Source organism: Flavobacterium sp. Root420, from assembly GCF_001427905.1.
Taxonomy (GTDB): Bacteria; Bacteroidota; Bacteroidia; order Flavobacteriales; family Flavobacteriaceae; genus Flavobacterium.
The window spans coordinates 1-24,677 of sequence record NZ_LMEF01000009.1; the positions used below are offsets into that span (position 1 = coordinate 1).

Sequence of the window (24,677 nt, forward strand, 5' to 3'; positions counted from 1 at the left end):
ATGGCTTTAGGACACAACTTAAGAAAGAAAATTGCAGCATAAGGGCAATTTTTTTCCTTCCCTTAAAATCAAAACATTAAAAGCCAAAATGGGCAACAAATAAAAAACCGCCTCAAATTTTGTTTTGAGACGGCTTCTTTGCTTTTAATTGGCCTTATCATGTTCGACCCAAACGAGATCTGAAACAGTATAACCAATTTCCTGTGCCTTTATAAGATAATCTGATTTTACATTTTCAGGAATAGTTTTTTTCTCTGGAAAGAATCCACATGTATTTTAAACTTTCTCCTGCTACAAGTGCATATTTATAATCCGGATCAATGACAATTACATTATAACCGGAATAAAAAGGACCAAAAAATGAGCCCTTAAGCATACCAACATCGTCCTTTGTGACAGATTTGGCTTTCCCGATGCTTTTCTCCCATTTGTCTTTTTTGACATTATAGCCCTTATTATCAATTTTTATAGTTCCGTTGTCGTTTAGCGAGTATTCTGCAGTAACATTGTTTAAACCCCTTTTTCAGACTTAAAATCTAATTGGGCAATTTCGTACCATTTACCCAAGTATTTAGATTTATCAAAGTTTTGTACAGCAGTCGCTTTTTTTGGAATTGTAGAACCGCAAGAGTAAAGCAGAAAAGCAATTCCTGCTCCAATTAAAACAGGAGCTATATATCTATTTTTCATAACGTTATCTTTTTACATAAGTAAAGATAGCATCAGAATTATACATCTAATTTACGAAATTATTTTTGAATTTTATATGATATGTGCCAGAAAATTACAGTAAAAGAAAAACCCATCAATCCCGAGGTTTGGGACTGATGGGTTTTAAAATATAATTTACGTAAATTATACGTGTAATGCTCTATTATCAGTAGCGGCCAAAGCTGCTTCTTTTACCGCTTCCGCGAAAGTTGGATGTGCGTGGCTCATTCTTGAAATATCTTCAGCAGAAGCTTTAAATTCCATTGCAGTAACTGCCTCAGCAATTAAATCCGCTGTACGTGCTCCAATCATGTGAACTCCTAAAACCTCATCAGTCTTTGCATCAGCGATAATTTTCACGAATCCGTCTAAATCTCCACTTGCTCTTGCACGACCTAAGGCTTTGAAAGGAAAACTTCCCACTTTGTATTCTGTTCCTGAAGCTTTAACCTGCTCTTCAGTTTGTCCAACTGCAGCAACTTCTGGCCAGGTATAAACTACACCAGGAATTAAGTTATAATCGATATGTGGTTTTTGACCTGCTAAGATTTCAGCAACCATAGTTCCTTCTTCTTCTGCCTTATGCGCCAACATTGCTCCACGAACAACGTCACCAATGGCGTAAATATTTGGAACGTTAGTTTGTAAATGATCGTTTACTTCAACTTGTCCTCTGTCTGAAATTTTCACTCCTGCTTTGTCAGCGTTCAATCCGTCTGTGTAAGGACGGCGACCAACAGAAACTAATGAATAATCTCCTTCTAAAGTGATAGTTTCTCCTTTTGCATTTTCAGCCTGAACTACTACAGCATCGCCACTTCTTTCAACTGATTTTACTTTGTGAGAAACGTAGAATTTCATTCCTTGTTTTTTCAATACTTTAGTCAATTCTTTAGACAAAGAAGCATCCATTCCAGGAATGATTCTGTCCATGAATTCTACTACAGAAACCTGAGCACCTAAACGCAGGTAAACTTGTCCAAGCTCGATTCCGATTACTCCTCCACCAATAATTACCAAGTGTTTTGGTACTTCTTTTAAAGCCAAAGCCTCAGTAGAAGTGATGATTCTTTCTTTATCAATTTTAATGAAAGGTAAAGAAGATGGTTTTGAACCTGTAGCGATTACAGTATATTTTGCTTCGATAGTTTCTGAAGTTCCGTCTGCTTTTGCAACTGCAATGTGCGTTGCGTCTACGAAAGAACCTAAACCATTGAAAACAGTAATTTTATTTTTATCCATTAAGTAGTTAATTCCACCTACGGTTTGATCCACAACTGCTTGTTTGCGTGCGATCATTTTCTCTAAATTGATTTTCACATCGCCAGAAACTTCGATTCCGTGATCTGCGAAATGAGCAATTTCTGCATAATGATGAGAAGAAGATAATAATGCTTTTGAAGGAATACAACCTACGTTAAGGCAAGTTCCGCCCAAAGAGTTATACTTTTCTACAATTGCTGTTTTGAAACCTAATTGTGCGCAACGAATTGCTGATACATATCCGCCAGGACCTGAACCTATAATGACTACGTCAAATGAACTCATAGTTTGTCTATTTTATTTTTAGCGCTACAAAATTAAGGAATAAAGTTTTGTTTAAAGTTTAAATTTCAATGTTTTTTGTGTGATTTTTAAGGTGGAGATTTTCTGCCACGAAGGCTCGAAGACACAAAGTTTTTTTTAGGATTGTGGGTTTTTACCGAAGGTTCGCAAAGCTTTATTTTTTTAGTCTCGCAAAGTCGCAGAGCCGCAAAGTTATTATATTCTTTGCTTCTTTTTAATTTTGCTAGAGACAGAAAATAACTTCGTGACTTTGCGAGATTATTCTAAAACCTTTGCCTCTTTACCCCTCTGAACCTTTGTCCCTCTAAAAAGAAATTACCGTCGAATTCTTCACCTCACTAATCATAAAGGTGCTTTGCGTACTTCCTATATGTTGTAACGTTGTGAGTTTGGTTACCAAAAATTCTCTGTAGGCTTCCATGTCTTTTACTAATACTTTTAATATATAGTCATAATCTCCACTTACATGGTGGCATTCCAATACTTCGTTTAGTTTAACGACTTCGCTCTCGAATTTGGTTAGGAATTCTTTGGTGTGCTGAATAAGTTTTAAATGACAGAAAACCACAAAACCTTTTTCAATTTTTGATTTATCGACTAAGGCTACGTAGTTTTTTATGATTCCTTCGCGTTCTAGTTTTTTGATTCTTTCATAAACAGCAGTTACGGAAAGGTTCAGTTTTAAGGATAATTCTTTGGTTGTCTTTTTACTGTCAGTTTGTAGTAAAACCAGGAGTTTTTTATCGGTGGCGTCTAAGATCATTTTTTACAGTTTGTGGTTTGTGGTTTGTGGTTTTCGTTGTGATGAAAAAAAATCTATTAATTTGAGTTTTATCAAACAAATTTAAATTAAAAATCCATAACAAATTCATTTTATAGTTTTAAAATCTAATTATAATCTTAGTCATTGATTAATTTTCTAATAAGATGTTATTTTGAATAGAATTTCCTTTGAAAATGAGTCCTAGCCCTGATTACTTCACTATACTTTTATTTTAATCGGAGTTCAGTGAATTTCATTTGAAGTGGAAATCCTTTTGTGGCGGCGTTCGACACAAAAGATTGAAACGGATAGCAGGAACAGCTCCTAAAAAATATCAATGATAATTTCAAACAACAAACAACAAACAATAAACTAAAACTATGAATGACTTTAATCCGGCAGATAAAATTCAGGATTTGCAGTACTTTGGTGAATTTGGGGGTGTGAATCCTTCGATTTCTGACTCTTCGACTTATACTTTCCTTTCGGCGAAAACTATGTTTGATACTTTTGAAGGCAACATGGAAGGCTGTTATTTGTATTCTCGCCATTCTTCGCCAAGTAATTTGTATTTGGATCAGGCTTTGGCGGCGATGGAGGGAACGGAAACCGCAAACGTATCAGCTTCGGGAATGGGAGCAATTACGCCTACGCTATTGCAGTTGTGCGGCGCCGGCGACCATATTGTTTCAAGCCGAACTATTTATGGCGGAACGTATGCTTTCTTGAAGAATTTTACGCCTCGTTTTGGCATTGAAACGAGTTTTGTTGATATTACAAAATTGGAAATTGTGGAAGCTTCGATTACGCCAAAAACGAAAGTTATTTATTGTGAAACAGTAAGCAACCCTTTATTAGAAGTGGCTGATATCGCTGGTTTGGCAAAGATTGCTAAAAAACATAATTTGAAATTGGTGGTTGATAATACGTTTTCACCTTTATCCGTTTCACCAGCAAAATTAGGTGCTGATATCGTGATTCACAGTTTGACGAAATACATTAACGGAAGTAGTGATACCGTTGGAGGTGTGACTTGTGCCTCGAAAGAATTTATCAATTCACTGAAAAATGTGAACTCCGGAGCAAGCATGCTTTTGGGACCAACAATGGACAGTTTGCGTTCGGCTTCGGTAATGAAAAATCTTCGTACGCTTCATATCCGTATCAAGCAACACAGTCATAACGCGCATTTCCTGGCGGATCAATTTGAAGCTGACGGTTTAAAAACGGTTTATCCGGGATTGAAAAGTCACCCGAGTCATGAATTGTACAAAACGATGATTAATCCGGAATATGGTTTTGGCGGAATGATGACTATTGATGTTGGAACTTTGGAAAAAGCCAACGAATTAATGGAATTGATGCAGGCCAGAAACCTAGGTTATTTGGCAGTAAGTTTAGGGTTTTATAAAACGCTTTTCAGCGCGCCGGGAACCTCAACTTCTAGTGAAATTCCGTTAGAGGAACAAGCTGAAATGGGATTGACAGATGGTTTAATTCGTTTTTCTATTGGGTTGGATAATGATATTCAGCGTACTTATGAGATGATGAAAGCTTGTATGGTTGAATTAGGGATTTTGTAATTGTTATTTCACAGAGATTCACAGAGAGTTTTCGCAGAGAAGCGCAAAGTTATTTCACGCAGATTTTAAAAAGGATTTAAGCAGATCGGCGCAGATTTATTTGCTATACCTTAAAAAACTCTTTTTTAAATCTGCTTTAATCTGCCAAATCTGCGTGAAAAATAAAAACAAAAAAGCCGTTCTGAAATTGATCAGAACGGCTTTTTACATATAACTTCTAACGTTTAACTTCTAACCTCTTCAGGGAAGTTCAGTTTGCTATTCTTTCTACTATAAGTAAAGTAAATAAACAATCCGATTAACAGCCAGATCGTAAAGTAAATCCAATTCCACACGCTTAATTCGGCCATCATGTACAGGCAGCAGATTAATCCTAAAAGTGGAATTAAAGACAGATTTTGTCTGAATGACCAAACCGCTAATCCAACCAAAACGAAAAGGAAAATCCACATTGGAATTTTGTGTTTGAATAAACTGAAACCAGATTCGTATTTTAGAGAATCATTAATTGGCAAACCTTTTACAACTTCAGCATATTTAGCGTCATCGTCTTGATACTGGCTTAATAAATGTTCTAAATCTGATGTTTCGGCCGTTTTATTTTTAAGGTCGATACTTTCTAAATAATTGAAAACTTTCGCAGATTCTTCTTTATCTAAAGACGTAATAATTGTTGTCGCATCGTTTGTTTGTGCTTCATTATTAATGAAAGCCATTGTCGCTTTATTATTGAAAGCAAAAGCGTAATATATTCCGGCAATCATTAAAACCGGTAAAATATACTTCGAATTCACATATGGTGTTTTGAATTTCCCTCTTGGAATTTCAGGTTTGTTTTGTAAAACCAAAACTCCTGCACAAACCAATACAAAGGCAAATAAAGTTCCGATACTACATAAGTCGGTTACCATTGTCAGGTTCAAAAACAAAGCCGGAACTGCCACCACAAAACCCGTTACAATGGTTGCAAAGGATGGCGTTTTGAATTTTGGATGCACTGTCGAGAATTTCTTTGGCAATAAACCATCACGGCTCATACTCATCCAGATACGAGGCTGTCCCATTTGGAAAACCAATAAAACGCTCGCCATAGCGATTACTGCACTTACAGCAATAATTCCCGACATCCATTTTAAGTTTAATTTATCGAAAACAAACGCCAGAGGATCTCCAACATTCAATTCGTTATAACGCACCATTCCGGTTAAAACCAAAGCAATGGCAATATATAAAATCGTACAGATAATAATCGCCCACATCATTCCGCGCGGTAAATCGCGTTGTGGATTTTTACATTCTTCAGCCGTTGTCGAAATCGCATCGAAACCAATATAGGCAAAGAATACCGCTGATACTCCTTTTAAAACTCCGCTAACTCCATTTGGAGCAAACGGATCCCAGTTCGCTGTATCTACATAAAAAACTCCTACTGCAATTACCAAAAGTACAATACAAAGTTTTACAACAACCATCGCATTACTTGCATTACGAGATTCCTTCATTCCTCTGTAAACCAAAGCCGTAATCAAAACAATGATGAATAAAGCGGGTAAATCGGCAACAAAATGAAAAGAACCAATGGTTGGCGCCGTTGTCCAGGCTGTATAGGCGGCTTGTAATCCTGCACCTAAGTTTTCGTATGTTTTTCCGCCTTGCATTAAAGCTGTGGCATCTTTAAATCCGTTTGAGGCTGTTAGATAATCCATCTGAATCCATTGCGGTAAATGAATCTCGCCGCTCTGGAGCAGTCCGGTAAAATAATCACTCCAAGATATCGCCACAGTTATATTTCCGACGGCGTATTCCATGATTAAAGCCCAACCGATAATCCATGCAATAATTTCTCCAAAAGCTACATAAGAATACGTATAAGCACTTCCTGAAACCGGTACCATTGAGGCAAATTCGGCGTAAGCAAAAGCGGCAAAACTACAGGCCAAAGCCGTAAATAAAAATAAGAAAATAACAGCTGGTCCTCCATCGGCACTTGCTTTTCCGATTGTACTAAAAATTCCCGCTCCAACAATTGCTGCGATTCCAAAAGCAGTTAAATCCCTGGTCGTTAAATGTTTTCCTAATGCATTATGACCATCTGCTTCGTTCTTTGCAACTTGCTTGAGAATATCTTGTACCGTTTTTTTTCGGAATAAACCTGATAATGCCATATATGGTTTTGCTTTTTAAAATTAATTTATATCGGTCTTTGTGGTTTTATTTTGCAAATAATGCAAAAATTATCCTGATTTCAAATATATAAAACGATTTTGTTTATATGTGATTTTTTTGCTGGGAATTTTGGCACGCGGATGACACGGATTTAGGCGGATTTGCACTGCGTTTTGTTTCACGCAGATTTAAAAAGATTTAAGCAGATGAGCGCAGATTTGTTATTAGAGTAGCTTAAAAAAATCAATTTAAATCTGCTGTAATCTGCTAAATCTGCGTGAAAAATTTTAGCCACAGATTACAAGGATTAAAATGATTAAAAAAAATCAGCTACAATCCGCCTAAATCCGTGTCATCCGCGTGCCATTTTCGTATTTCAAAATGCACACCTATTTTTTCACAAATTAGAAAAATTCTCACATTTTTTTGCCGCTAACCTTAATAAGAATCTTTCATCTTTTTTTTACATTTGTTACATTATGATAAATGTAAATCACACACTATAATTCCTAATTATTTTTGAATGAGCATTTTACAAAAAAAAAAAACCACCAATGTAATATTTCTCAAAAACACCTATTAATAAACCACCACTACTATAAAAACCAAACCACATGGAAAAAATTTCAAGACGATCATTTGTGAATAAATTTGGGGCTGGTGTTGGAGCCTCCGTGATCATAACAACACTGCCTGCTTTTTTAACGGCACCCGATCCTGACAAAATACCGTATACCGGAAAAAAATTAAATGTTGCACTTTGCGGATTAGGAGTTTATGCCCGAAAAGTAGCAGAAGGCCTGGAAGTTTCTCAATATTGTACGCTTACCGGAATAGTAACCGGTACTCCTGAAAAAGCAACTAAATGGAAAGCGAAATACAATATCCCGGACAAGAATATCTACAACTATCAAAATTTTGATGAGATCGTCAATAACAAAGATATTGACTTAGTGTATGTGATACTGCCAAACAGCATGCACAAAGACTTTGTTGTTCGTTCTGCAAAAGCCGGCAAACATGTCATTACCGAAAAACCTATGGCGATTACAGTCAAAGAATGTGAGGAAATGATCAAGGCCTGCAATGATAATAAGGTACAGCTGGCTGTTGGCTACCGTCTGCATTATGAACCAACACACATAGAAATTAAACGACTCGGGCAAGAGAAAGTCTTCGGACAAGTGCGATACATAGAAACATCCCTCGGCTATAAAACCTATGATACGATCGCCAAAACTCCTGTCAATATAAATGATCCAGGCGTATGGAGGTTAAATAAAAAATTATCCGGCGGAGGTCCGTTAATGGATCTTGGGATTTATTGTATTCAGGCAAGCCGCTATATTTTAGGAGAAGAACCTATTGCTGTAACCGCTCAATTCGGAACTGTAAATGATAAAAACAGATTTTCAGAAACGGAAGAAAGTATTTCGTGGCAAATGGAATTTCCAAGCGGTGCGATGGCCAATTGCAATTCTTCTGTTGGTTATTATATTGACCGAATTTATGCCACTGCCGATGAAGGTAATTTTCAATTAAGTCCGTCTTTGAGTTATGGACCGTATGATGGCAAAACATCAAAAGGACCATTGAAATTCCCGGAAATCAATCAACAGCAAACGCAAATGGATGAAATTGCGAAAGTACTGTTAGAAAACAAAAAACTCCCAAGCCACATTACCGGCGAAGAAGGACTGAAAGATATTAAGGTCATAAACGCCATATACCAAGCCGCCGAAACCGGGAAGAAAGTTTCACTAAAGTAATTTTGCCACAAGGTGCTAAGTCACAAAGTTTTTAAATTATTTCAATTCGTGAATTCGTGGCTATTTTTTCCGCCACGAATTCACGAATTGTTTTTTTTAATCTTTGCGTCCCGAGGCTTCGGGATTGCGTAGACCTTTGCTCCCGATAGCTATCGGGATTGCGGTTAAGCCTTCAGGCAGCTTCTTAAAATACTCACCGGATGCTGTGCTTCCCTACTCGTTCCATCATAAATTTGATGCCGGCAGCTTGTTCCTGCAGCGGCAATTTTTACATTTTCGGCTGTGGCACGCACTTTTGGGAATAAAGTATCCTCTCCCATTTGCATACTCACCTGATAATGTTCTTTTTCGTAACCGAATGATCCCGCCATTCCACAACAACCCGAATTATAAATCGTAACCGTATTATTAGTTGGCAAATTCAACATCGCGAAAGTCGCTTCGACAGAACTCAATGATTTCTGATGGCAATGACCGTGAATCTTGATTTCTTTCTTTTCTTCTGAGAATGAATCTGGTTTTATCTTTCCATCGATAATTTCCTTTTTAAAGAATTCTTCAATCGTAAAAGCATTTCGGGATAACTTCTCTGCTTCTTCCTTATCATCTGCCAAGCGAAGATATTCATCCCTGAAAGTTAAAATGGCAGAAGGTTCAATACCAACCAAAGGCGCATTGCCCAAAACCAAATCTTTAAAAATGTTGACATTATGATTGGCTATTTTTTTTGCTTCCTCCAAAAAACCTTTAGATAAATAGGCTCTTCCGCTTTCTTCATGGTCGATAACCAGAACCTGATAACCTAGTTTAGTTAATAATTCGAAAGCATCTATTCCGATATTTACATCATAATAATTGGTAAATTCATCTACAAACAAGTACAATCTTCCGTTCGGAAAATCCGTAACTGTAGGTTTATGGTTTTCATGCCATTTTCTGAAAGTCTTTTTCGCTAAAAGCGGCACTTGTCTTTCCGGTGCAATGCCCATACTTTTTTTAACCAGCGACTGATTCGAAATAAAGTTGGTGATTGAGGGAAACAAACTTCCCATTTTATTCAGTTTTGCATTGTGTGCAAAAATCTTATTTCGGGTTGAGAAACCGTTTGCTTTTTGATATTGATATAAAAATTCCGCTTTTAAAGTGGCAACATCCACATTACTTGGACATTCGCTGGCGCACGCTTTACAGCTCACACACAACTCAAAAACTTCGTATAATTCTTTCTGGTCGAATTTATTTTCTTTTTCAGAATATGTCAGATATTCACGCAACGCATTCGCTCTGGCGCGCGTAGTTTCTTTTTCATTTTTGGTAGCCCGATAACTCGGACACATGGCTCCTCCTGCTGATGGCAATTTTCTACAATCGCCGGAACCGTTGCATTTTTCGGCGGCGCGCAAAATCCCTAAACTGTCTGAAAAATCCTGAAACGTTTTAATATCCGGTTCTACCCTGCCCGAAACCACACGATGGTTTTCATCCATCTTTAAAGCGTTCACAATCTTCCCGATATTCAAAACCGAATTCGGGTCGAAAGCCAGTTTAATGCGTTTCAGCAATTCATAATTTGTTTCGCCAATCATAAACGGAATAAACTCTCCGCGCACAATTCCGTCGCCGTGTTCCCCGCTTAGCGAACCTCTGTATTTCTTCACCAAAATCGCCACATCGGTTGCGATGGTTCTAAAGAGTTTTAAGTCAGATGTTTTCTTCAAATTCAAAACCGGACGCAAATGCAGTTCGCCCGCACCCGCATGCGCATAATAAATCGCACCTTGTCCGTGACGCAGCATCATTGCCGAAAACTCCGCAATATATGCCGGCAAATCACTCAATTCAACGGCAGTATCTTCAATAGAATCGGCTGCTTTGTCGTCTCCAACGATACTTCCTAAAAGTCCGAGGCCGGCTTTTCTAAGTTCGTTTACTTTTTCAATATCCGCTCCGTAAATTTTTACAAGCGCGTAACTAAAGTTATTTTTTTCTAAATCGGCAATTAAAGCGTTCGCCTGATTTTCGGCATCCTGAGCATCATGTGAAGCTACTTCAAACATCATAATTGCTTTTGGTTCTCCAACCAAAAAGAAACGATTTTTAATGTGCTCGCGATTCGTTTTCGTACAATCCAGAATCGTGTCGTCGATCATTTCTGCTGTGTACAAATGATGTTTCATCGCCACCACAACAGATTCCAGCGATTCCTGAATACTATGATAATGCGCCACAACCATAATATTATTGGCCGGCGGTAAATCGTCCACTTTTAGGGTAATTTCATACGTAAAGGCCAAAGTTCCTTCGCTTCCGCAGAGTAATTTTCCAAGATTGATGGTTGGTTCGGTTCCGCCAAACAAATCCGATTTCAGTAAAATATCAACCGCATAACCCGTATTTCTTCTGTGAATCTCCGGTTTCGGAAACTCTTTTACAATTTCGTCCTGCGTTGCTTTTATCGAAAGTTCGTCGTAAAGGCTTTTGTATATTTTATTTTCTAAGGTCTCGCCTTTAGTTTTTTCGATAAATTCCACCGAAGTCAGTTCCTTAAAAACCACTTCAGATCCGTCGCTCAAAATCGCTTTGATCTCCACAATTTTATCGCGCGTCACGCCATAGCGAATCGAAGTCGTTCCCGATGAATTATTTCCCACCATTCCGCCAATCATACAACGATTGGATGTCGAAGTATTCGGGCCGAAAAACACGCCATGCGGTTTCAAAAATAAATTCAGTTCATCGCGAATCACGCCGGGCTCGACTGTAACTGTTTTTTTAATCGGGTCGAAATTCAGGATTTTGGTAAAATTCTTCGAAACATCGACCACAATTCCGTCGCCCACCGTTTGTCCGGCCAGCGAAGTTCCCGCCGTTCTTGGCGTAATCGAAATCTGATGCTCCCCCGCAAACCGAATCAGTTTACTAATATCTGCGATCGTTTTAGGCACGGCAACCGCTTTTGGTTTAATCCGGTACACCGAAGCATCGGTCGAATAAAGTGTTTTATGAAGATCATCGTATAAAAGTGTTCCTTCCAACGATGCTGATAATTGTTCTAAATCCTTAAGTAGTGACATTATTTATGACCTGAAAATGAATTACAAAAATAGTTTTTTTTAGGTTGTTTTGATAGGTACAGAGGTGCAAAGTTTTTCCTCATTTTATGTCATTTTCGCCGGAGGAGAAATCCTCGCGAGAAGCTCGACAAAGATTGGATGTTTAGTGATATAAATTGTGCGCACGAGCGAGACGCTCGCACCAGCAGACTTCGAAAATATCAAGTAATTAATTATTCATAGTTTTTTATAGTAGAAAGTAATTCTTTTTTGAATTTATAAATTTCATCAAGACTTTGCAAAGATTGCTTTTCACCATTATCTTTTCCATTATGAAATAACTCTACATATTTGTTAGCAGAATTAAAATGTAATCTACATAATGGTTTTCTGTTATTATCATCTAATAAAATTCCAAAGTAAGATTGTGTATCTCTAAAAAATATTCTATTAGCAGGAATTGATTCTCTTAAAATTGCTTTGATAATTTGTGAACCTTCTATTTCTTCTTCGGTTGTAATAAATCTTGGAGTTTCAATTTCTTCATCTACAGAAGATAATTTTTGATTTTCTTTTGATGGAATAGTTTCACCAATATTTAATGCGTTTTTAAGCCTGAAATTTATTGATTCATTTATAGAGTTAGAAAAAGCTTTCTTTGTGTATTCTTTAAAAGCTACTAATCTTGATGCAGTTAATGGTTTATTAAAGAATTTGCTCACTAAAAGTTTTACAATTTCATCAGACGGATTTTGTAATTCTTTTTCAAATTCATTTCTTATTGCTTTTATATATTTTAATGCTTCTGCCGAGTCTAAAATATTTTCTAAATTATAACTGCTTTTGGTGAAATTTTCAAGAATTTTTAAACTAGAATCAGAAATATTTGCCAAGTCTAATGTAAAAAATGGCTTTTCATCCATTATGTTTGGTTTTTCTAAATCAGCATAAAAATTATAAGTATGACCATTAGTTAAAACTCCAAAACGAGATTTTGAAACATGATAATATCTATGAAGCTGTGAATTATGTGCATCAGCATTTTCTTTCCAATGTTTACATTCAATAATTAAAATGGGTTCGCCGTCTTTCTTAATTACATAATCTATTTTCTCTCCTTTTTTTGTACCAATATCACATATGAATTCTGGAATTACTTCTGTAGGATTGAAAATATCAAATCCCAAAATTTGAATAAATGGCATTACAAATGCATTTTTAGTAGCTTCTTCGGTGTTAATTTGATCTTTTAATGAATCAACTCTTTTGTGTAATTGCTCAAGTTTTAGTCTTAAATCCGCTTCCATATTTTTAGTGTATTGGTGTTTCTATTGTTTCTAAATGTTTGTTTGGGTTTAGTCAATTCTCTACACAGTAGCAAAAATGATTACCCGGTGGCGCGAGCATCTCGCTCATAAACGCAATTTTCAAATGTAGACTGTTGATTTACAATTTTTTTACGGAAAACCTTATTTGTAGCGGTAAATCTTATTTATCAAAAGTATCTATTAACCATTCTAAAACAAACAAGTACTTATACCTGATTTTGTCCACAAAAAAAGCCCAACCAAAACGGTTGAGCTTCTATATCTAATCAAATAAAATCTATTTCTTCTCCTTCATCAACTTCTCCAATTTCTCTTTTGTTTCCGGAATTGCTTGGAGCGTTAAAGCTTTTTTGAAAGTTTCAATTGCTTTTGGTTTATCGCCTTTTTCAAGATATAAATCGCCAAGAGAATCATAACAATTGGCACTTTCAGGATAGTTGGTTGTGTTGAGTTTAAATAAGGTTTCGGCTTTTGTTAATTGTTTCGCACCCATCATTTGGTAGCCTAAATTATTAATCTGGCTTTCTCCTGGTTTTACGATATAACCCATGTTTTCAGAAACATTTTTGTAGTGGGCTACCAATAAAGAATCTAATTTAAAATCAGGATTTTTTAATTCGCTGTCGTAAATTTTAAGTTTATAGAATTCAAAAATAAATCGAAGCGCGTCATATTCTCCAATCAAACGTACCGAAGGGTGATTGTCATCTTCATAAAATTTGTATTTAAAACGCAATTGGTTCTTTTTGTTTTTAGACTGTTCTTTAATAAATTCTAAATTACTGCGAATAAGTCCCGTGGTTCCGCTTGTATCTTTTTGAACGCTTAACGTATCTACGCCCCTTTCTAAACGGTTTGCCATTGCCATATACAATGTTTTTCCTTTATAATTTTGAGTTGGTAAAATCGTTTTGGCTTCTTTTACCGCTTTCTGATTGTCCCACCACAAAGAAGCATCAAGAGAAACATATGAATTAAACAATTGTGGATTATGCAAAAAAGTATTCATAACCGTTAAACCTCCAAGCGAATGACCAATAAAAGTTTTATAGGATGTTGTTGGATAATTGGCATCCATATACGGAATCAATTCTTTCTCGACATACGACATAAATTTTTCCCCGCCGCCTATAACATCTGGCAATTCTTTGTCTGTACCAGTTGTTAAATCAACAAGTCGGTTTTGGTGCAGGATTCCAACTACAATCATGGGTGGGCAAAGATTAGATTCTGCCATATGTTCTGTAATACTCACAATGGTATTGAAATTTTCGCTTCCGTCTAACAAATAAATTACAGGATAATTACCTCTGTCTTTAATTTTATTTCCTCCGTTACTATTCGGAATATGGATCCAGACTTTGCGTTGCTGTCCCAATATTTTTGAAGAGATGGTTTCTTCAAATCCTGTTTGGAAAGGACTGTTTTCCTGCGCCTGCATGCAAAAAGTAAGCATAAATAAGGTGACAGAATAAAAAAATGTTTTCATAATTTTTTAAGATTAAATGTTTGATTGATGATTCAAATTCAACAAAACAATTTTGATGAATTTCCGAGCAAACTTAACCAATTAATTATAAAATTTTTTCTACATCTTTTACCTTTTTAGAATTGAGTTCCTTTTTCCGAATTACGGATTTTTAGAAATAAAAAATTCCTTTTTCATTATATTTATATGCAAATAAATCTGATTTTAGCGTTACCAAATAAACACTTCCTTAAAACCTCATTTTAATGAATAAAAATATAAGCGCCCTTTTTGAAATCGCTCAAAAAGAGACCCGAAAAATAATAGGTTTAATGTCCGGGACTTCACTTGACGGATTAGATATTGCGCTTTGTGCTATTTCTGGTGCGGGCGAAAATACGGCTGTAAAAATTCTGGAATTCGAAACCATCAGTTATACCGAAGACATTAAAACCGAAATACGTAAAGTGTTTGCCCAGAAAACCATCGATTTTCAGCATTTGGCTTTACTAAACGAATGGATCGGTCTTTTGCACGCCGGCATGGTCAACGATTGTCTTCAAAAATGGAATATTCCTGCTCACGAAGTCGACTTAATCGCCTCGCACGGACAAACGGTTTTGCACGCTCCGAAGTTTTTGCATCAGCAGGAAAAATTCCCAAATGCGACTTTGCAAATTGGCGACGGCGATCATATTGCCGTAAAAACCGGAGTTATAACCTTATCTGATTTCAGGCAAAAACACGTTGCAGGCGGTGGCGAAGGTGCGCCTTTAGCGGTTTATGGCGATTATTTATTGTTCAGCAAAAAAGGCGAAAACCGCATTATGCTCAACATGGGCGGCATCGCGAATTTCACTTATTTACCCGCTTCCCAAAACGCCGAGGAAGTTTTTGTAACCGATACCGGAACCGCAAATACGTTAATGGACATTTTTACCAAACATTTTTTTCCCGAAAAAAGTTACGATAAAGATGCCGAAATTGCCCAAACCGGAACCGTAAACCAAATCCTTTTAACCGAATTAAAAAGCGATACTTTCTTTCAGAAAAGCTTCCCAAAAACCATTGGTCAGGAATTATTCAATAAAGCTTTTGTCGATTTGGCTTTGGCAAAAACCAAACTCGAAAATATTTCGGCACCAGATTTGCTTGCCACTTTAACAAGACTAAGCGCTGAAACAATTGCAGAAGCGATTCAGTTTGTGGTAAAAAACACGGGAACGCCAATCGAGGAATTCACGGTTTATATGTCCGGCGGAGGCGCAAGCAATCCGTTATTGGTAAAATGGTTAAAGGAATTATTATCGTGCCCGTTCCAGAAAAGTGACGATCTCGGTATTTCGGGTGATGCGAAAGAAGCGGTTTTATTTGCTGTTTTAGCAAACGAAACTGTTGCCGGCGGAGATTATAACTTTGGCACAAAAAAAGGAATCCCCTCCGTCACAATGGGGAAAATTTCTTTACCGAGTTAAAAGAGGTTTGCCACAGATTAAAGGATTAAAATGATTGATCATTCTGCGTGGAATAAAAAATAGCCACGAATTCACGAATTATTTTTTTTAATACTTTGTGTAAAAATAATTTGTGAATTACTTCATCTGTTCCCTTCGGTCGATTCGTGGCGAAAAAAAAGCTTAAAAATTTTAAACACATAGAAAACATAGATTTTAAACTCTCAAAAAAGGTGTTTTTAAAAAATCTAGATTTTCACACATAGGCTCTGTGTTTTGGAGCAAGTGAAACGCCTTTATCGACAAAGAAAAACTATGTTTCTATGTGTTTAAACAAGACCGTCACGAATTTATTTCTGTAAAGTATCTAAAAAAAATAATTCGTGAATTCGTGGCGAAAAAAAAGCATTAATCATTATAATCCTGTAATCTGTGGCAAAATAAAAACTTTATGCCTTAGCACCTTTGTGGCAAAAGGCACGTATAAGAAATTCAAATTAATACCGTTAAAATTATAATCTATTAATTATTTACGATAATCAGCTAAAAAAACTATTTTTGGTTTCTGTTAAAAAAGATTGCAATGCATAAAAATCAGCCACTACTATTCTCTATCATATTCTTACTTTTCTTCGGATGGAAATCCAACGCGCAGGAAAAACTACTACATCCTAAAAACGAATTTAGAGGGGTCTGGATCGCCACCGTCGTCAATATCGACTGGCCAAAGACAGCCATTGATGGAGTTAACAAAGAGAAAGCAGACTACATTGCCACTTTAGAAGCTTACAAAAAATTAAATTATAATGCCGTAATTGTTCAGGTTCGTAGTGTTGGGGATGCTTTTTATCCTTCAGAACTGGCGCCCTGGTCTCGATTTCTGACCGGAAAAGAAGGTCAGGCTCCAAATCCGTATTACGATGCACTAGCCTGGATGATTGAGGAAGCGCATAACAGAGGTTTCGAATTTCACGCGTGGCTGAATCCGTATCGTGCGACTTTCGATTTAAATAAAAACCTTTTAAGTCCAACTCACGACGTTTTCAAACATCCGGAATGGATGATCGAATACGCCGGAAAAATATATTACGATCCTGCATTGCCTGAAGTTCAGGCGCATTTGACAAAAGTCGTAAAAGAAGTCGTTGATAAATACGATATCGACGCGATTCATTTTGATGATTATTTCTACCCGTACACCGTTCCCGGAAAATCATTTAACGATACCGCCTCGTTCAGAAAATACGGAGCTGGATTAAGCCTTGCCGATTGGCGTCGTGCGAATGTGAGCAACTTTGTACACACGATTTCCACCACTATAAAAGCAAGCAAACCGTGGGTGCAATTCGGAATCAGTCCGTTTGGGGTTTGGAGAAATAAATCACAGGATCCTAAAGGTTCTGAAACACAATCAACATCCAATTACGACGATTTGTACGCAGATCCTATTTTATGGATGGACCAAAAATGGATCGATTATATCATGCCGCAATTGTATTGGAGTATGAATAATCCAAGAGCATCGTATTCAAAACTGGTAAAATGGTGGTCAGAAAACTCGAATAATACTGCCCTTTATATAGGTCACGCATCCTACAAAATTAGAGGTGATGCCGATAAAAGCTGGAACTTCGTTAATGAAATTCCAACCCAGATTGATTATGCCAGAAGTTTCAAAAAAGTAGGCGGAAGTGCCTATTTCAGTGCCAAATGGTTTACAGATAAAAACTTTGACATCGTTCGTCTTTTAGAAGAAAATCAATATAAATATCCTGCGCTTCCGCCTCCGGTTCCCAATTTAAAACATGTGATTATTGACACTCCGGTGGTGACTGAATTTGATCAGGACAGTTTGAAATACAGGTTCACTATTAAAGATCCGCTGAACACCAAAGTGCGCTATATGGTACTTTACGGTGCAGATCATATTTCGAAAATCGATATTAATGATGCCCGCCAAATCATCGAAAAAGTGATAGTGCGCCAAAACACTGGGGATATTTTAATTTCGGCTACTGCTGCAAAAATGAATCAGTATAATGCTTGCGCTGTGACATTTATTGATTATTTTGCAAACGAAAGTACGCCAACTATTATTGACTTAAAAAAGCCATTTAAAATCGCTTACCCTAACCAACCAAATGAAAACAGATAATAAACCCTGGTATTGGATTCCGCTTCTAAATTTCGCGTCAGGACTACCTTACGCCGTCATCATTTCCGTTTCGGTTATCATGTACAAAAAACTCGGAATCTCTAACAAAGACATTGGTCTTTATACCAGTTTATTATATCTGCCTTGGGTAATCAAACCATTATGGAGTCCGTTTATTGAATTAATCGGAACTAAAAGAAAATGGTTTCTATCAATGCAATTGCTTATTTCGATAGCCTTTTTATTAGTCGGTTTTACTATTCCAACAAGTGGTTTTTTCATGATGACTTTGGCTATTTTTTGGGTTGCTGCCTTTGCTTCAGCATCTAATGATATTGCCAGCGATGGCTTTTATTTATTGGTTTTACCCGAAGATCAACAATCTTTTTTTATCGGAATCAGGAGTACCTTTTATAGACTCGCCATGTTGGCCGGAAACGGATTAATTGTTTTATTAGCGGGATATCTGGAACACAAATACGGCGACAATACTAAAGCCTGGTCTTATACCATGATTGCTGTTGGCTTGTTAATGACTTTTATAACGGTCTACAACTTTTTCTCGACACCAAAAACCGAAATAAATGCAGGCGAAAAACCTGTAGATACCAATAAACAAAGTTTTGCAAGCATTTTTGCAAGCTTCTTCAGAAAAAAACAAATTATCCTGGTGCTTTCTTTTATCTTATTATTCAGATTAGGAGAATCGCAATTAATTAAGATGCTGACTCCCTTTTTGGTAGATCCAATTAAGTATGAACTAGTTGAAACCGGATCAGATGAAAGTCAGACAAAAGCTTTGGAAATATACAATTCAAAAGTAAAAAACGGAGAAAAATTATCTGATTCAGAACTACAGTTACTTTATTCTAAACTTCCCATTTTAGTAGAAATGAGAGATCAGAAGAAACCGTTGGCAGAAGTAGAAAATAAAGATAAAGCAGAATATAAAAATGCAAATAAGGCCAGAATTGACTTTGTAGATTTATTGATTGTTAATAAAGGAAATCAAAAAACAATTAAAAAAGGCGGGATGGGACTTGAAACCGAGGACATCGGTTTGATTTATGGAACTTTTGGATTAATCGCTTTAACCTTAGGCGGAATTCTTGGTGGAATTGCTATCTCAAAACAAGGTTTGACAAAGTGGATGCTGCCAATGATTTTAACCATGCACTTGCCAATAATTGGTTTTATCTTATTAGCGCATTTTCATCCGGCTTCCATTTATTATATTTATACTGTTGTTATTATCGAACAATTTGGTTACGGTTTTGGTTTTGCAGCTTTTATGATGTATTTGATTTATGTGGCTGAAGGAGAATCAAAAACCGCGCATTACGCTCTGGCAACCGGATTTATGGCGATGGGAATGATGCTACCCGGAATGGTTAGCGGTTACATTCAGGAATATTTAGGTTACGGAAATTTCTTTATTTGGGTATTTCTGGCTACAATTCCTGGTATTATTTTATCACGTTTTTTAATTTTCCCGAAAGATTTTGGGAAAAAATCTGAAGAAGTTTAACCCCAAATCAAACATCTTAAATATGGAATTCAACGAAAATCTGCAAGCCGAACGCAACCTAAAAGGAGCTGAGTTCGAGAAAACAGGAGATTTTGAAAAAGCAATTGAAGTATATGAAGAAAATGTCGCGGAAAGCTTTAAAGGAAATCATCCTTATGATCGGTTAGCTACGATCTACAAAAACCAAAATGATATTGACAACGAAATTCGGGTACTCGAAAAAGCAATTATTGTTTTTGAAGAAATCACACTCGAAGACCGACTCGAAGGTCTGCCAAAACTTTTCCGTTTCAAAAACCGCTTAGAAAAAGCAATTGAAACAAAGAAACAATTGGCTAAACAAAAGAAAGCAAAATTGAAGTAGTAAATTATCGAATAACATTCTTTATTATTTACTGACACCGGAACTGTTTTTCTTTAAAATTAAACTTAATTTTCTTTTCACCATTAAGATATTAAGTAATTTAAGCCAAGCTTTATGAACTTAATGCCTTAATGGTAAAAAACAAAGAAACTTTTTATATAATCATGATTACCTTAAAAAGAACAAATTCTGACGATACTGATTTTAAAAATCTGGTTGTTTTATTAGACCAGGAATTAGCGATCAGAGACGGAGAAGATCATGCCTTTTACAATCAGTATAATAAAACCGATAAAATAAAACACATTATCGTTTTTTATGAAAATGAAAATGCAGTGGGTTGTGGCGCTTTTAGAGAAAAAGAATCAGATACCGTAGAAATCAAACGTATGTTCGTTCATCCCGATCACCGAAAAAAAGGAATTGCATCTGCGGTTCTTAAGGAACTGGAAATTTGGGCGAAAGAAACAAGTTATGCTTACACGATTCTGGAAACCGGAAAAAATCAGCCGGAAGCGATTAATTTATACCAAAAACAAGATTACACTATAATTCCGAACTATCCCCCTTACGAAACTATGGATAATAGTGTTTGCATGAAAAAGACTTTATAATAATGAAAATGACAGCTGAAGCATTAAGACAAAAAGTGGGACAATTCTTTTTTCCCGCAGTTTTCATCAACGATACCGAAGAAAATATTCAGGAAACCGAGCGTTTAATCAAAGAACATAACATTGGCGGATTGACTTTTTTTCACAGCCGTGCGAGTGCGGCAACAAATTATGAAAGCAAGAAAAAAATTGTTTTTAATGATGACAGTTATCAAAAAATAAAAGAGCTGATTGTTCGTTACCAAAAAGCCGCTTCTACTCTCCTTTTGATCAGTATTGATGCCGAATGGGGTTTAGCCATGCGCATCGAAAAAACGCCGCAATATCCGTACGCGATTACGCTTGGCGCTTTGCCGGAAAGTAAATCGAAGTTGGTTTACGAAGTTGGAAAACAAATCGGTCTGGACTTAAAAGCAGCCGGAATTCATTACAATTTATCGCCTTTGGCAGACATCAACAACAATCCGAATAATCCGGTTATTGGGTACCGTTCTTTTGGCGAAAACAAAGAAAAGGTTGCCAATTTTGCTGTTGAATATTTGAACGGAATGTCAGAAGTAGGCGTTTTAGGCTGTCTGAAACACTTTCCCGGACACGGAAATACCAATGTTGATTCGCATTTAGGATTGCCGGTTTTAAAGGAAACTTTAGAAGAATTACTAGAGAATGAATTATATCCTTTCATCAAAGGAATTGAAAATAATGTCGATTCGATTATGATTGGACATTTGGCTGTTCCGAGTTTAAATGACGGAAAAGATACTTCGGCTACCTTATCAAAAGCAGTTATTCAGACCCTTTTGCGTGAGAAATTAGGTTACGATGGTTTGGTTATTTCTGATGCATTAAATATGCACAGTGTTTCTAAATTATATGAAACAAAAGGTGATTTAGAATGGGAAGCCTTCAACGCCGGAAACGATGTTTTATGTTTTGCAGAGAATGTTCCCGAAGGAATTGAAGCGATTCTTAAAAATGCTTCGCCGGAAAGAATCGAAGAAAGCTTCAACCGAATCAGAAAAGCCAAAGAAAAGGTTGGAATTCTATCTGAAAACAAGTTTACTTCAGGCGAATTAAATTTCGAAAAAGCAGCCGAACTAAATTTTGAAATTGCGCAAAATTCCATCACAAAAATCATTGACAATTCCAATACAGACTTAGCTTTTGAAGCTCAGAAAAACAATCAATTAGCCAAATTGAGTCTGTATAAAAATACCGAAAATACGTTCTTCAACACGCTGAATTCAAAATTAGAATCTCCGGAATTTGCTTTTGAAAACGTAGAAGTTTCGGATATTGCTACAATCAAAAAAGAACTTCAAAATTTCGAAACGATTCTTATTTCCTTATTTGTTCCCAAGGCAAAACCAATGAACAATTTCGAAATTAATGGCGAAGTTTTAGCATTGCTTTCTGATTTGCTTCAAACCAAAAAATGTATCGTTTACGTTTTCGGAAATCCGTACGTTTTACCAATTATTCCGAATCTTTCAAAGGCTTCCGGATTAATTCAGGTGTATCAGGATTTTGAGGAATTTCAAAAAAATGCAGGAATTCAATTTCTTGAAAATAAAGTTTGCAATGGAAATTTACCCGTAAATATTGAACTTCAATAACTTACAAAACCCCCTCTCTTACTTATAACTAAATACTATCACTTAATAAATATTTATAATTACTTCTTATTGTAAGTGACTCTACTTATACCCTACTTTTGCACCACAAATAAATTTTAACTTTAAAACGAAAAATATGTCTTTAGTAGGAAAAAAATTCCCAAGTATTGCAGTAGACGCTATCTCAGAAATGGGTGATAACTTGAAAATCAACATTTTTGAAGAAGCAGTAAATAACAACAAAAAAGTATTATTGTTTTGGTACCCAAAAGATTTCACTTTTGTTTGCCCAACTGAATTACACGCCTTTCAAGCTGCATTACCAGAATTTGAAAAAAGAAATACTATCGTAATCGGAGCTTCTTGCGACACAAACGAAGTACACTTTGCGTGGTTAAATACTCCAAAAAATAACGGTGGAATCGAAGGTGTAACGTACCCAATCCTGGCAGATACAAACCGTAACTTATCTAATATTTTAGGAATTTTAGATATCGAATCTACAGAATACAGCGAAGAAACTGATTCAGTTATCATCGAAGGTTCAAACGTAACGTACAGAGCGACTTACTTAATTGACGAAACTGGAAAAATCTTCCACGAAAGTGTTAACGATATGCCATTAGGCCGTAACGTAAACGAGTACTTACGTATGGTTGATGCTTACACACACATTCAAACTAAAGGTGAAGTTTGTCCTGCAAACTGGGAAGCTGGTAAAGAAGCAATGTCTGCAGACAGATTGAGTACAGCTGAGTACTTGAGCGCAAACTAATTTTTTATAAAGGTACAAAGGTTCATAGGTACAGAGTGGCAAACGTTTTTGCTGCGAATGTTTTACAAAGGTTTTAAAACCTTTGTTCCTTTGAATCTTTGCTACTTTGAAATTATTCAAAAACATAAAAGCTACAGAGCGAAAAAGATAAACAAAGTTTCAAACCTTTGTTCCTTTGAACGTTTACCACTTTGAACCTCAAAAACAAAAAACATGTTAATCGACTTAAACGAAGATACGTTAGCAGATTTAGTTGCTAAAAACGAAAAAGTAGTAGTACAATATTCAGCTTCATGGTGTGGAAATTGCCGTATTATGAAACCAAAATTCAAAAAATTAGCAACAGAAAATGAAGCTATCACTTTTGTTTTGGTTGATGCTGAAAACTCTCCGGAATCAAGAAAATTAGCCAATGTAAGCAACCTGCCTACTTTCGCCACTTTTGTAAACGGACAATTGGTTGGAGAAACGCAAACCAACAAACAAGAAGTTTTAATCGACCTGGTAAACGCAATCGCTTAATTTAGATTGCTAGACTTGCTTAGATTTTAGACAACTTAGATGTTGCTAAAATTCAAAGAAAGTCTAAGTAGTCTAAGCAAGTCTAAAAATCTAAGAAGTCTAAATTATGAAATTACCCGTAATAAAGCAATTGACCCAATTTATCGAAGAAAACGATCAGGATTATATCATCGAAACGATTGAAGTTCTGGAAGCGATGACTGAGATTCCGTCTTTAAAAGACGAAGAATTAGATGTAATTGGCGAATTGATCTCAAACATGTATGGCGCGCTTGAAGTACACAAAATGGTAGTTCAGGGCACAGATAAAAAAGAAGCTCTAAATGCGTTCATGAAACGTGTTTTAGGTTCTATCGACAAATAGTCGGCCTCTTTCAAAGAAAAAACAAAAAAAAATTAGGACTGAAGAAGCGTTTCTGGATAAGAGACGCTTTTTTTATGCGCAATCTTGTCATCTCGACGAAGGAGAGATCACACTAGAATTTCCGCAATCAAAATTATCGAGCTACTGGTCATTCTTCTACTCCGCTCAGGATGGCAAAAATGAGAATAAAAACCAGCGCAAACCCGCCCAAATCCCTGTCATCCGCGTGCCATTTCTCTTCCACCAAAATACTAAACCATATCGTTTTTCCGTTAGTCTTAAAACTCGCCTAATTGTGCTCACAACCCACAACAAATACTTTTAGATTCAAATATTAATCCTTACTTTTGAACCTCATTAATTTAAACAAAAATCATGGCTTCAATAACATTAGGAGGAAATCCTATTCATACTTCAGGAGAATTACCAACAGTTGGATCACAACTTGCTGATTTCAAATTAGTACAAAACGATTTATCAGTGGCTTCATTAAGCAACTTCGCTGGTAAAAAATTAGTTTTAAACATTTTCCCAAGTATCGATACTGGAACTTGTGCAACTTCTGTTAGAAAATTCAACGAAAGTGCAAGTAACTTAGAAAACACGACTGTACTTTGTATTTCAAGAGATTTGCCATTCGCTCAAAAACGTTTTTGTGGTGCTGAAGGTTTAGAAAATGTAGTAAACTTATCCGATTTCCAGACTGGAGATTTTGGTAAAAAAAACGGTTTAGAAATCGTTGACGGACCATTGGCAGGTTTACATTCAAGAGCAATTATTGTTGTTGATGCAAACGGAAAAGTGCTACACACAGAACAAGTTGCTGAAATTGCAAACGAACCAAATTACGAAGCGGCTTTAGCAGCACTATAATACCC

At 36.3% G+C, this 24,677-nt stretch carries 18 protein-coding genes and 1 pseudogene; 12 read left to right on the plus strand and 7 right to left on the minus strand.

Annotated features, from left to right (window positions below; all coding sequences use genetic code 11):
• Nucleotides 1–144: 144 nt before the first annotated feature.
• The 3 genes and pseudogenes from ASC72_RS06800 to ASC72_RS06810 form a co-directional block, all read right to left on the minus strand.
• A pseudogene (locus ASC72_RS06800) lies at nt 145–690 on the minus strand (lipocalin family protein).
• Nucleotides 691–855: 165 nt separating this feature from the next.
• On the minus strand, nt 856–2,259 hold the full coding sequence (lpdA, locus tag ASC72_RS06805; protein WP_056188789.1) for a dihydrolipoyl dehydrogenase: 1,404 nt from the start codon (nt 2,257–2,259) through the stop codon (nt 856–858).
• Between the two features lie 322 nt (nt 2,260–2,581).
• Entirely contained in the window at nt 2,582–3,040 is a 459-nt protein-coding gene (locus tag ASC72_RS06810) for an Lrp/AsnC family transcriptional regulator (RefSeq protein WP_056188793.1), read from the minus strand.
• Between the two features lie 380 nt (nt 3,041–3,420).
• Here ASC72_RS06810 and ASC72_RS06815 point away from each other — a divergent pair, with 380 nt between their 5' ends.
• Nucleotides 3,421–4,623 carry an aminotransferase class I/II-fold pyridoxal phosphate-dependent enzyme gene (locus ASC72_RS06815; protein ID WP_056188796.1) on the plus strand — a complete coding sequence of 401 codons (1,203 nt, stop codon included), beginning with the start codon at nt 3,421–3,423 and terminating at the stop codon, nt 4,621–4,623.
• Nucleotides 4,624–4,847: 224 nt separating this feature from the next.
• On the opposite strand, the gene ASC72_RS06820 is transcribed toward ASC72_RS06815, so the two are convergent.
• The gene (locus ASC72_RS06820; protein ID WP_056188800.1) at nt 4,848–6,788 is read right to left on the minus strand and encodes an amino acid permease; all 1,941 of its coding nucleotides are present in this window, start codon (nt 6,786–6,788) and stop codon (nt 4,848–4,850) included.
• Nucleotides 6,789–7,403: 615 nt separating this feature from the next.
• Between ASC72_RS06820 and ASC72_RS06825 the strand changes: the two genes are divergently transcribed.
• Complete coding sequence (locus tag ASC72_RS06825) at nt 7,404–8,558, plus strand: Gfo/Idh/MocA family protein (protein WP_056188802.1); 1,155 nt, start codon at nt 7,404–7,406, stop codon at nt 8,556–8,558.
• A 164-nt stretch (nt 8,559–8,722) separates the two neighbouring features.
• Here the strand turns inward: ASC72_RS06825 and ASC72_RS06830 are convergent, their stop codons facing one another.
• The 3 genes from ASC72_RS06830 to ASC72_RS06840 all read right to left on the minus strand — a co-directional run bounded on the left by ASC72_RS06830 (nt 8,723) and on the right by ASC72_RS06840 (nt 14,428).
• Nucleotides 8,723–11,632 (minus strand): FAD-binding and (Fe-S)-binding domain-containing protein, encoded by a 2,910-nt coding sequence (locus ASC72_RS06830; RefSeq protein WP_056188805.1) that lies wholly within the window; start codon nt 11,630–11,632, stop codon nt 8,723–8,725.
• Between the two features lie 212 nt (nt 11,633–11,844).
• Entirely contained in the window at nt 11,845–12,918 is a 1,074-nt protein-coding gene (locus ASC72_RS06835; RefSeq protein WP_056188808.1) for a type I restriction endonuclease, read from the minus strand.
• A 298-nt stretch (nt 12,919–13,216) separates the two neighbouring features.
• Nucleotides 13,217–14,428: an alpha/beta hydrolase-fold protein gene (locus ASC72_RS06840; RefSeq protein ID WP_056188811.1), complete on the minus strand. Its 1,212-nt coding sequence runs from the start codon at nt 14,426–14,428 to the stop codon at nt 13,217–13,219.
• A 245-nt stretch (nt 14,429–14,673) separates the two neighbouring features.
• Here ASC72_RS06840 and ASC72_RS06845 point away from each other — a divergent pair, with 245 nt between their 5' ends.
• The 10 genes from ASC72_RS06845 to tpx all read left to right on the plus strand — a co-directional run bounded on the left by ASC72_RS06845 (nt 14,674) and on the right by tpx (nt 24,672).
• Nucleotides 14,674–15,882, plus strand: coding sequence for an anhydro-N-acetylmuramic acid kinase (locus tag ASC72_RS06845; protein WP_056188813.1), 1,209 nt, complete (start codon nt 14,674–14,676; stop codon nt 15,880–15,882).
• A gap of 562 nt (nt 15,883–16,444) precedes the next feature.
• A complete protein-coding gene (locus tag ASC72_RS06850; RefSeq protein ID WP_056188816.1) occupies nt 16,445–18,016 on the plus strand; it encodes a glycoside hydrolase family 10 protein in 1,572 nt (523 codons plus the stop codon).
• Nucleotides 18,003–19,544: an MFS transporter gene (locus tag ASC72_RS06855; RefSeq protein WP_056188818.1), complete on the plus strand. Its 1,542-nt coding sequence runs from the start codon at nt 18,003–18,005 to the stop codon at nt 19,542–19,544. The genes ASC72_RS06850 and ASC72_RS06855 overlap by 14 nt, the downstream gene beginning before the upstream one ends.
• A 22-nt stretch (nt 19,545–19,566) precedes the next feature.
• Nucleotides 19,567–19,908, plus strand: coding sequence for a tetratricopeptide repeat protein (locus tag ASC72_RS06860; RefSeq protein WP_056188821.1), 342 nt, complete (start codon nt 19,567–19,569; stop codon nt 19,906–19,908).
• 164 nt (nt 19,909–20,072) lie between these two features.
• Nucleotides 20,073–20,522, plus strand: a complete 450-nt coding sequence (locus tag ASC72_RS06865) for a GNAT family N-acetyltransferase (RefSeq protein WP_056188955.1) — start codon at nt 20,073–20,075, stop codon at nt 20,520–20,522.
• Between the two features lie 8 nt (nt 20,523–20,530).
• Entirely contained in the window at nt 20,531–22,138 is a 1,608-nt protein-coding gene (locus tag ASC72_RS06870) for a glycoside hydrolase family 3 protein (RefSeq protein WP_371258441.1), read from the plus strand.
• A gap of 136 nt (nt 22,139–22,274) precedes the next feature.
• Nucleotides 22,275–22,913, plus strand: a complete 639-nt coding sequence (locus ASC72_RS06875) for a peroxiredoxin (RefSeq protein ID WP_056188826.1) — start codon at nt 22,275–22,277, stop codon at nt 22,911–22,913.
• A 213-nt stretch (nt 22,914–23,126) separates the two neighbouring features.
• On the plus strand, nt 23,127–23,435 hold the full coding sequence (locus ASC72_RS06880) for a co-chaperone YbbN (RefSeq protein WP_007805605.1): 309 nt from the start codon (nt 23,127–23,129) through the stop codon (nt 23,433–23,435).
• Between the two features lie 106 nt (nt 23,436–23,541).
• Nucleotides 23,542–23,799, plus strand: coding sequence for a hypothetical protein (locus tag ASC72_RS06885; protein ID WP_017495510.1), 258 nt, complete (start codon nt 23,542–23,544; stop codon nt 23,797–23,799).
• Between the two features lie 375 nt (nt 23,800–24,174).
• Nucleotides 24,175–24,672, plus strand: coding sequence for a thiol peroxidase (gene tpx, locus ASC72_RS06890; protein WP_056188829.1), 498 nt, complete (start codon nt 24,175–24,177; stop codon nt 24,670–24,672).
• The last annotated feature ends 5 nt before the right edge of the window (nt 24,673–24,677 follow it).

Bases quoted from the DNA above. Each gene is read 5' to 3' on its own strand.
- ASC72_RS06815 (WP_056188796.1), top strand. From the start codon at position 3,421: ATGAATGACTTTAATCCGGCAGATAAAATTCAGGATTTGCAGTACTTT.
- ASC72_RS06820 (WP_056188800.1), bottom strand. From the start codon at position 6,788: ATGGCATTATCAGGTTTATTCCGAAAAAAAACGGTACAAGATATTCTC.
- ASC72_RS06875 (WP_056188826.1), top strand. From the start codon at position 22,275: ATGTCTTTAGTAGGAAAAAAATTCCCAAGTATTGCAGTAGACGCTATC.
- ASC72_RS06885 (WP_017495510.1), top strand. From the start codon at position 23,542: ATGAAATTACCCGTAATAAAGCAATTGACCCAATTTATCGAAGAAAAC.
- ASC72_RS06860 (WP_056188821.1), top strand. From the start codon at position 19,567: ATGGAATTCAACGAAAATCTGCAAGCCGAACGCAACCTAAAAGGAGCT.
- tpx (WP_056188829.1), top strand. From the start codon at position 24,175: ATGGCTTCAATAACATTAGGAGGAAATCCTATTCATACTTCAGGAGAA.
- lpdA (WP_056188789.1), bottom strand. From the start codon at position 2,259: ATGAGTTCATTTGACGTAGTCATTATAGGTTCAGGTCCTGGCGGATAT.
- ASC72_RS06830 (WP_056188805.1), bottom strand. From the start codon at position 11,632: ATGTCACTACTTAAGGATTTAGAACAATTATCAGCATCGTTGGAAGGA.
- ASC72_RS06825 (WP_056188802.1), top strand. From the start codon at position 7,404: ATGGAAAAAATTTCAAGACGATCATTTGTGAATAAATTTGGGGCTGGT.
- ASC72_RS06855 (WP_056188818.1), top strand. From the start codon at position 18,003: ATGAAAACAGATAATAAACCCTGGTATTGGATTCCGCTTCTAAATTTC.
- ASC72_RS06840 (WP_056188811.1), bottom strand. From the start codon at position 14,428: ATGAAAACATTTTTTTATTCTGTCACCTTATTTATGCTTACTTTTTGC.
- ASC72_RS06870 (WP_371258441.1), top strand. From the start codon at position 20,531: ATGACAGCTGAAGCATTAAGACAAAAAGTGGGACAATTCTTTTTTCCC.
- ASC72_RS06845 (WP_056188813.1), top strand. From the start codon at position 14,674: ATGAATAAAAATATAAGCGCCCTTTTTGAAATCGCTCAAAAAGAGACC.
- ASC72_RS06850 (WP_056188816.1), top strand. From the start codon at position 16,445: ATGCATAAAAATCAGCCACTACTATTCTCTATCATATTCTTACTTTTC.
- ASC72_RS06835 (WP_056188808.1), bottom strand. From the start codon at position 12,918: ATGGAAGCGGATTTAAGACTAAAACTTGAGCAATTACACAAAAGAGTT.
- ASC72_RS06810 (WP_056188793.1), bottom strand. From the start codon at position 3,040: ATGATCTTAGACGCCACCGATAAAAAACTCCTGGTTTTACTACAAACT.
- ASC72_RS06865 (WP_056188955.1), top strand. From the start codon at position 20,073: ATGATTACCTTAAAAAGAACAAATTCTGACGATACTGATTTTAAAAAT.
- ASC72_RS06880 (WP_007805605.1), top strand. From the start codon at position 23,127: ATGTTAATCGACTTAAACGAAGATACGTTAGCAGATTTAGTTGCTAAA.